We start from the raw sequence: 11,595 nt of genomic DNA, 5'->3' as shown, positions 1-11,595 counted from the left end.
TTATCGGAATTGGTATAATAGTTTAATTTTCAGTAAGATAAATTCATGGCACATGACATCAGTCGTTAGTTAGGCAGTATAACATTACTTGGCGCTGCGCAAACATTAATAATATAACGTTTAGCTATTGCGTCTAAGTTATCAAGAATAGTGCCTTTGCCTAATATATTACTACTTTCGATAGCCAAGCTTAATTGTTGAATATCAAAAGCCTGTTGATATTGTTGTGCTAAAGGTAGGTAAGACAAATGCCAAGGCTCATGGGCAACGCCTCCTTGAAAAACAGCATAAGGAAAGTAAAAACCAAATTTGTGCGCGTGGGTATTTAACCAAGTAGACAATTTAGCTAAGGGACCTTGCGCATTATATTCAGCAGGCTCAAGTTGTAATTGATAATCATCGGCTAATAAGTTTGGTGCAAAAACATCAATATCACAGCCCCAATGATGTCGACTAGCACCAGGCAGGGCAGAATAAAGTAAAATACTTTCTATTATTTCAAGTGCTGTTAAGCTCGAAATATCTACTGTATTACCATCTATATCTTTAATGGGGCTTTTACCTGAAAATTTATTGTTCCATATCATCAACTGTCGCTCGAACCCTCTAAAACCACTAGCGACAACTAAGGTTATGCCATCGGACTTTGCGGCAGTAACTAAAGCATCAAAATCTTTTTGCATCGCTTGGTGTATAAATACATTGCCGTATAAGTGATAAAGGTGTTGATCGGTTTGACCAAGTAGCTCAGCAGTAGTTATAGCTTTATCTCGCATTTTAGCTCTTGGTGCTGTTAATGACTCTTTATGGTTTGGCATTAAGGTAAACCTATCTTGCTTAACTTGGGTTAACGTAGATTAACTATTAATTTAATGTTTCATAATTAATGTTTATGCGTACATAACACATTAAATAAACAATGGTAGTAAATATCAACCAGCTTTTCTAAATCATCACAGGCAACTGATTCATTAACTTGATGTATTGTCGCATTACAAGGGCCTAGTTCAATAACTTGGGCACCTGTAGGCGCAATAAAGCGCCCATCTGACGTACCACCTGATGTTGAAAGCTCAGTTTCATTACCTGTTACGGTAAATATTGCTTGGCTTACCGCATTTAAAAATCCGTGCTTTGAATGAGTATGCTCGGTGATAAAAGGCTTACCATTAAAAGTCCACTGTATATCGTAATCAAGCTGATGTTTATTGAGAATAGCTTCAACGCGTTCAACAATTATTTCATCGTTTAATTCTGTGCTGTAACGTAAATTAAATAATGCGGTGATATGGCCAGGAACTACATTGGTTGCACCAGTACCTGAGTTTAGATTAGACAATTGAAAGCTCGTTGCAGGAAAATAATCATTACCATTATCCCATGTCTCTTGACTTAATTCTGTTAATGCCGGCATGGCTAAATGAATTGGGTTTTTAACATGTTCAGGGTAAGCAACATGACCTTGTTTACCTTTGACGGTAAGTGTTGCTGAAATAGAGCCTCGACGGCCATTTTTTACGACATCGCCAACGGTATTTGTACTTGAAGGCTCGCCAACAATACAATAAGTAATTTTCTCATTACGTGCTTCTAAAGTATCAATAACTTTAGTGGTACCGTTAATAAACGGGCCTTCTTCATCGCTTGTAATTAAATAAGTAATTGAACCTTGATGATCGGGATGATCTTGCACAAAACGCTCAGTTGCTACAATCATCGCCGCTAAACTGCCTTTCATGTCGGCAGCACCGCGAGCATATAACATACCATCGATAATAGTTGGCTCAAATGGCGGCGTGTTCCATAACTCAAGGTTGCCTGCGGGTACAACATCAGTATGACCGGCAAAACAAAAAACTAAGTCATTATTATTATCATCGGAAGAGGTGTTTAGCTTGGTCTTAGTAACATTCGCATCGCGGCGAGACCAAAGATTTGTGGTATCGTCAAAAACCATACTCTCGTTACTAAAACCAACAGCAGCTAAACGCTCTGCCATTAATTTTTGACAGCCAGCATCTGCGGGCGTCACTGAAGCTCTAGATAAAAGATCTATTGCTAGTTTAATAACAGGGCTTTGTTCGTTTAATTTAGGTTGATCCACAACATTACCTTTTAGCAGCTACTTATAGAGGGCTAGCTTTTATAAATTATCGACTTATCTTAGTCGCTACTTACATAAATTATTGCATAAAAATGTATTAACAATATATCGCAGAGGTTTATTTTAGCCAAAAATAACTTGATATTGCTCTGCTTTAAAACCTAAATGTAATTCATTATTTAAAGGTAATAAAGGACGTTTTAATAGGGTGGGTTGCTCAAGTACAGCGGCAAAAATAACGTCATCAGTTAAGTTGTTTTTTACTTCATCAGGCAGGTTACGAAAGGTTGTGCTGCGCTTATTTAATAATAAAGACCAATCACTTAATTCTACAAAGCTTGTTAATAACTCAGTAGTTAATGGTTGTTTTTTAAAGTCATATAATTGATAAGCTTTATCGTTAGCTTCAAGCCATTTTGTCGCTTTTTTTACCGTATCGCAGTTTTTTATACCGTAGAGTGTGATCATAATAGTTTTCTGATAATGGGTGAATAATGCTAACTATGGTATCAGATATTATTGAAAAATGATCTCTTAGTAACAAGGTTTTTTATTGTATTAAACAGTAACAATAGTTAAGTACTATTTTAAATTACATTAATTCGTTGTTACTAATAAGCTGTTTTATATACAAATGAACTTAAAAGGGTGTTTATATTGTTTTTATAGTTATTATTTAATCACTTACTATGAGTTATCTTTAATTTTTATATCCACAATTCCTGTGGATAAAATTGTGCGCAATCATGTTATAAAGTCTTTTGTTATTGAAATATAAGGAAAAAGAATCTAGTACGTTTTTTGTCTACCCCCCAACTCAAGAGGTACTAAGTGGATAAGTCATGAAAAAACCTTGTTCGATCACTTTATCAGCAACAAGGCTCTTTTACTGGGGTTAATTAGTAATATTATCATCTTTATTGTGTTATAAATAAAAACAGTCATGTGATGACATGACTGTTTTTTGCTTTGTGCTAGTTATTATTTAGCTCGTGTTAAGTTTACTGTTTTAACTAAGATCTCATTGTTGCTTGTATTGCTGTTAAGGCAATAGTGTAAACAATATCATCTACCAAAGCGCCGCGTGATAAATCATTAACTGGCTTGTTCATACCTTGCAACATTGGGCCAATACTTACTAAGTCAGCAGAACGTTGTACTGCTTTATAAGTTGTATTACCAGTGTTTAAATCAGGGAAAACGAATACCGTTGCACGACCTGCAACAGGGCTATTTGGTGCTTTTTTCTTAGCAACATTTTCCATAATTGCGGCATCGTATTGTAATGGCCCATCAATAATAAGATCTGGACGTTTAGCTTTAGCAAGCCTTGTTGCTTCTGCTACTTTTTCTACGTTAGCGCCCAAACCTGAGCTACCAGTGCTGTAGCTTATCATTGCAACTCTTGGTTCAATATCAAATGCTCTAGCGGAATCAGCAGATTGAATAGCAATATCGGCTAGCTGCTCGGCATTTGGCTCAGGGTTAATCGCACAATCACCATAAACGAGTACTTGATCAGGTAATAACATGAAGAATATTGATGACACTAACGAGCTGTCAGGAGCCGTCTTAATTAACTGTAAAGCTGGTCTAATAGTATTTGCGGTAGTGTTTACTGCACCTGATACAAGTCCGTCTACCTCACCCATTTGTAGCATCATTGTGCCAACTACAACGTTATCTTTTAATTGTTCTTGCGCAACAACATCGGTTAAGCCTTTATTTTTACGCAATTCAACCATAGGGGCAACATAATGATCACGAATATCGTCAGGGTCTGCGATTAATAAACTATCAGGTAATTGTATACCTTGATGCTCAGCAATCTGTAGTATCTCTTCTTTGTTACCGACTAATAAACAACGGGCTATTTTACGTTCACAACATATAGCCGCGGCTTTAATGGTACGTATATCAGTGCCCTCTGGTAATACAATTAACTTATTGGCTTTACGCGATAACTCGGTTAATTTATGTCTAAACGCTGGCGGTGATAACAAGTTATAACTATTATTTTTAGCGGTGAGCTTTTCAAGCCATGCACTATTTAAATTATCAGCCACGTGCTGTTTAACTTTTTCTTGGCGCTGAATATCATCTTGTGGTATCTCAGGGTTAAAGCTCATGATATGGCGTGATGTTTGCCATGTATCCCATGGAACAGATAACACAGGTAAACCTGCATCAAGTGCTTGTTTGCAAAGTTCCCATACTTGCTCAGACGGTTCAAAACCATTAGTGAGAATTAACCCACCTAATTTAGTACCGTTTAACGCAGATAAACAGGTAGCAATAATAATGTCGGTACGATCGCCAGGAGTTACAATAAGACGGCCGGGCACTAAATAGCTTACTAGATTACTTACAGTACGGGCACAAAAAGCAACACTACGAAAACGACGATGCGCCATCTCACCTTTATTAAGTACTTTAGCATCAAGGTAATTACTGATATCACAAACGCGCGGAGCGATGAGATCAATTTCCCACATTACTGTACCGAGCAAGTCAAACTTACGTCCTTTGAAAATGTCTAAACTTAGCCAATCGTTAAGAGTAAAGTCACTTTGAATCTCTTCTTCCTTTGGTAAAATTCCATATTCGTCCTGATCTGGGCAATTTAGTTTGTTAATAACACAGCCAATAAGGTGTTTGTTATTAATACCGCCATACGTTTCGGCGCTCACTTCAATTCTATCTTCAAACTCTTCGGCTGTATCATTACCTGGGCTGGCAACTAAAACTATATCAGCGCTTAGTGCTTGGGCAACATCACGATTAATACGTCCCGCATAAGGTTGTCTTGGCGTTGGTACTAAGCCTTCTATAACAACCACGTCGAGATCTTTTTTGAAATCATTAAAATTAGCTACGATCTCTTCTAATACTGCACTGTGTTGACCATCACCCATTTTCTCTTCAACATAACTAAGCGAAACACTGGTACTGTTTTGCGATAAGCTAATGGCGTCGATAGTTTTATTTTTTTTAGCCATACTATTACGAGAAGGTTGGCTAATAGGTTTAAAATGTCCGACACGGATGCCTTTTTGCTGACAAGCGTGTAATAAACCTAACGATACACTGGTTAATCCAGCGCCGGCGCCAACAGGAATTAACATAATTTTATGTTGCATAAATTTAACCCTAGATATTTATCTATTTTATGTGTGTATTTAACTAATTAACTAGCGAAATGACTTAGTAATTGAGACGTTTGTTCGGCAATAACCCATTCTTCATTAGTGGTAATAACCAAACAAGGCCTTGAGCTTGACGTTGCAATATTTCCGGATGCGCCAAAGCGTGTAGCTTCATTCTTTTCTTCATCAAGAACAAAGTTTAATAAGGACAATTGCTTTATTACTTCAGAGCGCACCCAACTTGAATTTTCACCGATACCGCCGGTAAGTATTAAGCCATCTAATTCAGTTAAGCTTGCACTGTATGAAGCAATAGATTTAGCTATGCGATAACAAAAAACAGTTAACGCTAATTTTGCTTGTTCGTTATTATCATCTATCATTGCGGCTTGTAATACACGACAATCATTACTTAAACCAGAGATGCCGAGTAAGCCACTTTCTTTATTGACTAACTTATCAACATCTTCAATTGAATAGCCCAAACTATTTACCAGATGAAAAATAATGCCACTATCAAGATCGCCACATCGGGTGCCCATCATCAAACCTTCACCAGGTGTCATACCCATGCTTGTGTCGACACTTTTACCATTCTTGATAACGGTAATACTGCAACCATTACCTAAATGAGCGCTGATTAAGTTGCATTGTTCAATCGGTTTATTCAGTTGTTTGGCAGCTTGTTTGGCAACAAAGTAATGGCTTGTACCATGAAAACCATAACGTCTGATGGAATGTGCTTCATATAACGAATAAGAAATACCATAAATATAAGCTTTTTCCGGCATAGTTTGATGATATGCCGTATCAAAAACAGCCACTTGAGATAAGTTCTGAAAAGCCGCTTGGCAGGCTTTTATGCCAATGAGATTCGCAGGGTTATGTAAAGGTGCAAGCGCGGATAATTGTTTAATTTCTTGTTCTACTTCAGGTGTTATTAGCGTTGGTTGTGAGTACTGTTCACCACCGTGCACAACACGATGACCAATAGCGCCAATATTTTCAACTAAGTTAAGGCATTGTAACTGTTCTACTAGTACCTCTAATGCTGCTTGATGATTATAAGGGCTAGGTAATTGGTAACTGTTTTTTTCGTCATTTTGTTCAATTTTAATGACGGCTTCGTCGGTAAGTAAACGCTCAGCTAAGCCAGATAAAAGAGTTTCACCATTGTCCGGCTTGATTAAAGAAAATTTAACAGATGAGCTACCGCAATTGATCACTAAGATTGAATCAGAAGGGCTAAGTTGTTTAAACTTAGAATTTAGTTGAGTCATATAGTTTGTCTTCTTAAAATATGAAATTAAAGTGAGAAAATAATGTGTTCATTATAACGAAGGCTTTTTTTAAGTATATTGATGTAAGCTAATAAAAACATTTTATTTATTACTTTTTTCCGTTATATGTTCGTTGTACTTAAGTAGACGATTAATTCGCTGTTTAATTTGTAACTTCTGCTTATAAAAACTTGCTGCTATAATCATGTTATGAATATATCCGTGATACAACTCATTAAGTTGGGACAAAAATACTTATCGCTTTGGCCTGAAAAGCCAGAGCTAAGTCGCTATTTTCAGGATTACCATAGCGTAAAAAGTGCACGCTTTGTATGTCGTTATTTTCCGGGGTTGGCACTATTCACAGTTATTATGCAACTTTATCTCGCTTCAGGTTATCCATTCAATCAAGGCTCAATAAATTTAGCAATGAATGCATTACCACAAGCCTTGGTTTATGGCATATTCCTGTTAAGTATTCCTGTACAGGCTTTAGTTTTTTCAGGAGTAAAAGCCGATAAGCTTTTACCTCCATCATTAGCATCTTGGTATCATAGTGGTTTAGAAAAGATAAAACAGCAAGTTGCGGAGCAGGTTAGCGTTAAAGCTTCTGGTTATATGAATGAGAAAATAGGTTCGCAACTATCAGAGCAAAAAAAACAGCAAAAGGCGATTGCGAGCTTAGCAACGGTTAAGCCGCGTTATATCGATTTAGCACAATTATTACAGTTAACCTTTGCAACCGAAAATTAAAGCACATATTCACTTTTCTGTTATAAAAAAGTATGTTCTATAATTAATATCAAACACTTAAAAAAAGACTAAAAGACTGGACAGCCAATACTTTAGCTATATTAGAAGTTATAGCTAAAGTATTATTTTTGATATAGACGCAAAATAAAATCAGCTTGGCAGGTAAACGACGTTAATTTTTTTAACTCATCAATTAAGCTTTCACTCGCTTTAAATGCAAATGGCGTCATCGCTAATAAATTCAAAACATCTTCACTGTTAGTGAAGTCCATTGTGTAATTTAAACGTTGCTCTTCGACCAAAGTTAATTGCTCGATAGGGGATTTACTGGTGTCGTGTTTATTGGCTTGACGATATATTAATGATTTTAATTCAAACAAATGATTATCCGCAGGCGTTACGGTTAATAAATAACCTTTATCAGCAAGAATACGAGTAAACTCCGCTTCTAAAATCGGCGCGTAAACACTGTAAAGCCAACCAAATTGTTGGTCTGAAAAGGGTAAGTCTGACAAGGTTGCAACACTAAAGAAACAGTATTGATAACGCTTAGCTGCAATCTTGATGGTTTCTTTAGCGATATCTACACCGTAAACTGTATTGTTTTCAGTTTTGTGTTGATGGGTGTAAAAACCTTCACCACATCCGGCATCAAATACGGCTAAACTTTTATCACTGTATTGTTGATATAACGCCAACATACTATCCACTAAAGGCTGGTAGTAACCTTTGTCTAAAAAAGCTCGTCTTGCTTGCACCATTGCTTTGTTATCACCGGGCTCTTTTGAATGTTTAAATTGCACGGGTAATAAGTTCACATAGCCTTGCTTTGCCTGATCAAAACTATGCTTATTGTGACAACGGTAACTTTTGTCAGCAAGCACTAAAGCTTGCTGACAAAGAGGGCAACGATATTGAGCTAAGGTGTTTTTCGCTGGGTTTTGAACTATGTTTGCAGACATTATTAACAACCTGTTATTTAAAGGTTGACCAAATAGGCGCATGATCTGACGGCTTTTCTATACCGCGTAATTCATAATCTATATCGGCTTCAATACATTGTGCGGCCATTTTAGGCGTCGCTAATACCACATCAATACGTAAACCACGATTATCATCAAAGCCTCGTGAACGATAATCAAACCATGAGTATTTTTCGGTTGTATCTGGGTGCAATTGACGGAATGTATCAATAAAACCCCAATCCATCAAAGTCGTTAACCATTGGCGCTCTTCTGCTTGGAATGAACATTTACCTGTTTTTAACCAACGCTTACGGTTTACTTCACCAATACCAATATCTAAATCAAGTGGTGAAATGTTGATGTCACCCATAACAACAACATTTTCTTCATTGGTGTGGCTGTCATTAAGATAAGTCATTAAGTCTTTATAAAATTTGCGCTTGTATGGATATTTAGTTTCGTGACTAATGTTTTCACCTTGTGGGAAATAACCGTTTAATACCGTAACTTTCTCGCCTTGTGCGTTCGTGGTTGTAACCATAATCATACGGCGCTGTGCTTCGTCATCATCAGTTGGAAAGCCACGTTGTACTACTTCAGCTTCTTTTTTACATAACATGGCAACGCCGTAATGTGCTTTTTGTCCATGAAAATAAACGTGATAACCCATAGCTTCAACGTCGGCTAATGGAAATGCTTCATCGTGAACTTTAATTTCTTGTAAACCTATAATGTCAGGTTGATGTTTGTCGATAATAGCTTGTAATTGGTGCAGGCGAGCACGAAGACCGTTGATATTAAAAGAGATGATTTTCATAAGATTCCTAATGACTTTTAATGAAGAATATTTATGTTATAAAGTAATACTATGATCTTGCGGGTTTATCTAACGTCTCGCAAGGTTTATTTAACTTATGATGTGATAAAATATAATTTAATGGTAACAACAGGTGGCAACTATTGTTTAAGCACAATAACTTGTTTAAGCTAGTCCTAAATAAGCACTAAAAAGTTAAATACGTTAGTAAGTTAACGGCTATGTCATTAAATATGATAAATAAAAGTAGTTAACCACACGGCTAAATTAATAATCAGCGGGTAATTTATGTGAAGCATAATTTATACGTTAAATAAGGAAATGAAGATGTCAAATAGCAACTCAATCGTAAAAAAAATATTATTGGTTGAAGATGACCGACAGTTATCTGATTTAGTTACCGACTTTCTAACGAACGAAGGGTTTCATGTTAAACAAGAGTTTCGTGGTGACACGGTTGAAAAGCGTGTAAAACTTTTTTCGCCAGATCTGATTGTGTTAGATGTAATGTTACCAGGCAAAGATGGTTTTGCTGTTTGTCGCGATTTACGCCCTGACTTTACCGGGCCTGTGTTAATGCTAACAGCAAAAAGTACTGACTTTGATCAAGTGCTAGGCTTAGAAATAGGCGCTGATGATTATGTTATTAAACCTGTTGAGCCACGTGTACTATTGGCACGTATCAATGCTTTATTACGCCGTGGTGATTTACCTAATCAAAGTGATGGGAAGGGTGAAATAACCTGCGGTGCTTTATATATCAATAAAGCTTCACGCAAAGTGACATTACAAGAACAAAACATTGATTTAACCAGTCAAGAGTTTGATTTGTTATGGTTACTTGCTGGCAAAGCTGGTGAGGTACAAAATCGTGATTATATCTACAAAGCTGTGATTGGTCGTGAATATGATGGCTTAGACAGAAGTGTTGATGTACGTATTTCTCGTTTACGTAAAAAATTACATGACGATACAGAAACACCATTTAGAATTAAAACCATTTGGGGTCAAGGATATTTATTTGTTCCTGATGCATGGAACTAGTCTTTTATAAATGTCAGTGTATAAATATTCACGCAGTTAATTAATACAAATTAATTGACTGCTACCAAGAGTAAAGACAAAGGCTTTGTTTACTATCACGCTAAACGTTAGTAATAACAAAGTCTTTTTTGTAGAGCGTCATACAGTTATCCACGGAGTGCTTAAATGAGATTTGGACGAACGTTTTTCAACCTTTACTTTTTTGTTATTGCGATGATGATCATTTCAACATGGTTACTCGATGAAGCATGGACTAGCTATTTAGAGCAAGATATCGATTCTTATACCGGTTATGAAACCTTAATGATGGCAACGGGTGATTACCTCGAAAATCATCCCCGTGCAGAATGGGATGAAATAATTACAAAAGCTTCACAGCGATGGGGCTTACCAATAACGTTAATGACCTTAACTGAAGCTAAAGCACTCGATCATTCCAATCATAACCACTTGTCAGAAGGTAGTGCTCATATTTATTACTATGACGATAAAGCGACTGTTCATTATTACTTAAATAACTCCGATACAGTTGTTGCCTTAGGTCCAGTGAAAATGCCAACAAGACCAAGAATCAAAGCGGTATATCGTGCATTAATGTTAACTGTTTTAGCATTAGTAATATTTATTTGGTTATGGCCAATGTCACGTGATTTAGAGCAGCTAAAAAAAGCAACACAAGCATTTGGACAAGGTCAGTTTACAAGTAAATCTCCTGCAGCAAGCTCTTCTATGGTCGCGCCTATGGTTAATTCTTTTAATATGATGGCCGCTAGAATTAAGCGCCTCATTGAAGCCCACAAAGAATTAAGTAATGCTGTATCTCATGAGTTACGCACACCATTAGCAAGAACAAAATTTGCGCTGCAAATGCTTGAGTCTATTAAAGACGATGAAAAAAGAGCTAAGTATCAATTACAAATTAAAAATGATGTTAGTGAGCTAGAAGAATTAATTAATGAAATGCTTATTTATGCAGCTTTTGATAATGACAGACCTGACATTAATATTACCAATATCGACATCAATGCATTAGTTGGGGCGCAAGTGGAAAGCCATGAGCCATTTATTAACGCTATTGAACTAGTGAATAATTTACCGAGTAACTATGTTAATTGTGATGGTCACTTTATGGACCGAGCGGTTAATAACTTTATTAGTAATGCGATAAAATATGGTAAAGATAAAGTTAGAGTAACCTTGTCTATTGAAAACAACCATTGCCAAATTTGCGTGGAAGATGATGGTGAAGGGGTTTCTGATGAATTTAAACAAGTTATTTTTGATGCTTTTTCTCGCGGCGACCAATCAAGAAACCGTGAAACAGGTGGCTTTGGCTTAGGGCTAGCGATAGTTTCAAGAATTATGGAATGGCATCAAGGTCACGCTTTTATAGGCGATAGTGATTTAGGCGGTGCATCATTTACTCTGTCTTGGCCGGTCAAGCAAAACGCGCTGGCGAGTTAATTAATACCAAGTTGATTAAGTT

10 protein-coding genes are annotated in these 11,595 nt (G+C 36.6%); 3 read left to right on the top strand and 7 right to left on the bottom strand.

Features of this window, described 5'->3' with window-relative positions:
• Positions 1–65: 65 nt before the first annotated feature.
• The 5 genes from KO502_RS11325 to KO502_RS11305 form a co-directional block, all read right to left on the bottom strand.
• Positions 66–818, bottom strand: a complete 753-nt coding sequence (locus KO502_RS11325; RefSeq protein ID WP_252730732.1) for a M15 family metallopeptidase — start codon at positions 816–818, stop codon at positions 66–68.
• Positions 819–883: 65 nt separating this feature from the next.
• Positions 884–2,104 carry a succinyl-diaminopimelate desuccinylase gene (gene dapE, locus KO502_RS11320; protein ID WP_216022675.1) on the bottom strand — a complete coding sequence of 407 codons (1,221 nt, stop codon included), beginning with the start codon at positions 2,102–2,104 and terminating at the stop codon, positions 884–886.
• Between the two features lie 123 nt (positions 2,105–2,227).
• Positions 2,228–2,572 carry a Spx/MgsR family RNA polymerase-binding regulatory protein gene (locus tag KO502_RS11315; protein ID WP_216022674.1) on the bottom strand — a complete coding sequence of 115 codons (345 nt, stop codon included), beginning with the start codon at positions 2,570–2,572 and terminating at the stop codon, positions 2,228–2,230.
• 545 nt (positions 2,573–3,117) lie between these two features.
• Positions 3,118–5,244, bottom strand: coding sequence for a phosphate acetyltransferase (pta, locus tag KO502_RS11310; protein WP_216022673.1), 2,127 nt, complete (start codon positions 5,242–5,244; stop codon positions 3,118–3,120).
• Positions 5,245–5,291: 47 nt separating this feature from the next.
• The gene (locus KO502_RS11305; protein WP_216022672.1) at positions 5,292–6,530 is read right to left on the bottom strand and encodes an acetate kinase; all 1,239 of its coding nucleotides are present in this window, start codon (positions 6,528–6,530) and stop codon (positions 5,292–5,294) included.
• A gap of 222 nt (positions 6,531–6,752) precedes the next feature.
• Here KO502_RS11305 and KO502_RS11300 point away from each other — a divergent pair, with 222 nt between their 5' ends.
• Positions 6,753–7,283: a DUF412 family protein gene (locus tag KO502_RS11300; protein ID WP_354668324.1), complete on the top strand. Its 531-nt coding sequence runs from the start codon at positions 6,753–6,755 to the stop codon at positions 7,281–7,283.
• Positions 7,284–7,405: 122 nt separating this feature from the next.
• Here KO502_RS11300 and rlmA read toward each other — a convergent pair whose 3' ends face one another.
• Together rlmA and xthA are read right to left on the bottom strand one after the other, a co-directional pair.
• Positions 7,406–8,245, bottom strand: a complete 840-nt coding sequence (gene rlmA / locus KO502_RS11295; RefSeq protein ID WP_216022670.1) for a 23S rRNA (guanine(745)-N(1))-methyltransferase — start codon at positions 8,243–8,245, stop codon at positions 7,406–7,408.
• Between the two features lie 13 nt (positions 8,246–8,258).
• Complete coding sequence (xthA, locus tag KO502_RS11290) at positions 8,259–9,065, bottom strand: exodeoxyribonuclease III (RefSeq protein ID WP_216022669.1); 807 nt, start codon at positions 9,063–9,065, stop codon at positions 8,259–8,261.
• Between the two features lie 327 nt (positions 9,066–9,392).
• Between xthA and KO502_RS11285 the strand changes: the two genes are divergently transcribed.
• Entirely contained in the window at positions 9,393–10,109 is a 717-nt protein-coding gene (locus KO502_RS11285) for a winged helix-turn-helix domain-containing protein (protein WP_216022668.1), read from the top strand.
• A gap of 165 nt (positions 10,110–10,274) precedes the next feature.
• Positions 10,275–11,573, top strand: coding sequence for an ATP-binding protein (locus tag KO502_RS11280; RefSeq protein ID WP_216022667.1), 1,299 nt, complete (start codon positions 10,275–10,277; stop codon positions 11,571–11,573).
• Positions 11,574–11,595 lie beyond the last annotated feature (22 nt).

It is taken from the genome of Colwellia sp. E2M01, from assembly GCF_018860585.1.
Classification (GTDB): Bacteria; Pseudomonadota; Gammaproteobacteria; order Enterobacterales; family Alteromonadaceae; genus Colwellia.
This window is presented reverse-complemented; position numbering and strand designations above follow the sequence as displayed.

Bases quoted from the DNA above. Each gene is read 5' to 3' on its own strand.
- KO502_RS11325 (WP_252730732.1), bottom strand. From the start codon at position 818: ATGCCAAACCATAAAGAGTCATTAACAGCACCAAGAGCTAAAATGCGA.
- KO502_RS11315 (WP_216022674.1), bottom strand. From the start codon at position 2,572: ATGATCACACTCTACGGTATAAAAAACTGCGATACGGTAAAAAAAGCG.
- pta (WP_216022673.1), bottom strand. From the start codon at position 5,244: ATGCAACATAAAATTATGTTAATTCCTGTTGGCGCCGGCGCTGGATTA.
- KO502_RS11305 (WP_216022672.1), bottom strand. From the start codon at position 6,530: ATGACTCAACTAAATTCTAAGTTTAAACAACTTAGCCCTTCTGATTCA.
- rlmA (WP_216022670.1), bottom strand. From the start codon at position 8,245: ATGTCTGCAAACATAGTTCAAAACCCAGCGAAAAACACCTTAGCTCAA.
- xthA (WP_216022669.1), bottom strand. From the start codon at position 9,065: ATGAAAATCATCTCTTTTAATATCAACGGTCTTCGTGCTCGCCTGCAC.
- KO502_RS11285 (WP_216022668.1), top strand. From the start codon at position 9,393: ATGTCAAATAGCAACTCAATCGTAAAAAAAATATTATTGGTTGAAGAT.
- KO502_RS11280 (WP_216022667.1), top strand. From the start codon at position 10,275: ATGAGATTTGGACGAACGTTTTTCAACCTTTACTTTTTTGTTATTGCG.